At 72.0% G+C, this 1,295-nt stretch carries 1 protein-coding gene; it reads left to right on the forward strand.

Annotated features, from left to right (window positions below; translation table 11 throughout):
• Positions 1-1,295 (forward strand): hypothetical protein (locus tag THIDRDRAFT_RS26340; RefSeq protein ID WP_007043399.1); only part of this gene is annotated, 1,295 nt, incomplete at both ends.

Raw genomic sequence — 1,295 nt, forward strand, 5'->3', positions numbered from 1 at the left:
GCGCCTCGAAGCCGAGGCCCTGGCGGCCGGCGCCAAGCCGACGGCAGCCCGCGCCGTGGCCACCGAGCGGCTCGACGCCCTCTACAAAGCCATCTTCGATAAGGCGAACGCACTATTCCTCTACCTGGCCTTCCTGATCGACCGCATCCGCAACCAGGGCATCCCCGCAGACTCCGCCGCGATCCAGGCCCTGCCGGCACGCGTCGCGCTGTTTCACGACTACCTCGAGCAGCTCCAGGACGAGCTCGGCCCCAAGCATGCCGACCTGGCCCTGACGCTGGTACTGACCCTGGCCGCCGCCGAGCGCGCCCATGCCTGGCTCATCGCCCAGCCCGAGTGGCCGCCGGAGCTGGACCAGACCTGGCGCGGCCTGGCGCTCGATGTCTTGGCGCGCCTCACCCACCAGACCGGCGCCGAGGCCGAGCTGCTCTACGTGGTGCTGCGCCTGCGCCCGGTGCTCGGCACCTGGCGCGCCGGGACCAGCGCCTCCGCCCACTATCGGCTCGGGGTGCGGGGCTTGACCGAGGCGGTGAAGAAACATCCGGAACTCGGACCTCGGCTCATGGCGACGCATCGGCGCCTCGCCGACGAGGCCCTGGCGTTGGCGGCCGACGCTCCGACGACCGTGAGCGGGGAGGCCCAGCCAGTCGAGCAATCGGAGGCCGTGAGCGAGGCCGGAGATGAGCTGACCCGTACGGTGCTGCTGCGACAGGCCCTCGCCCACGCCAGCCTGGGCGGCGACGCGGATCAGGGCGACGCCGTGGCCGGAAACAGGCGACTGATCGGGTTGATCCATGCCGAGGCCGAGACGAGGCGCCGAGCCATGGAGCTGCCCGCCGCCATCCTCAGCACCACCTGCTGGCTGCTGCATGCGCGCCACATGGCCCGCACGGGTGATGTCGTCTGGCTCAACGCTCTTGCCAGCGCCTACAACAACCGCGGCCTCGCCAAGCAGTCCGCCAGCGGCCACGGCCCCGCCGCCGCCCTCGCCGACTATGACGCCGCCATCGCGATCCGTGAGACCGTGCGCCAACGCCTGGAGCCCGACGGGCGCTGGGAAGTCGATCTGCGCAACGACCTCGCCAGCGCCTACGTGAATCGCGGCCTCGCCAAGCAGTCCGCCAGCAGCCACGGCCCCGCCGCCGCCCTCGCCGACTATGACGCCGCCATCGCGATCCGTGAGGCCGTGCGCCAACGCCTGGAGCCCGAGGGGCGCTGGGAGGTCGCGCTGCGCAACGCTCTCGCCACCGCCTACATGAACCGCGGCCTCGCCAAGCAGTCCGCCAGCGACCACG

Origin of the sequence: Thiorhodococcus drewsii AZ1, assembly GCF_000224065.1 — a bacterium.
Classification (GTDB): Bacteria; Pseudomonadota; Gammaproteobacteria; order Chromatiales; family Chromatiaceae; genus Imhoffiella; species Imhoffiella drewsii.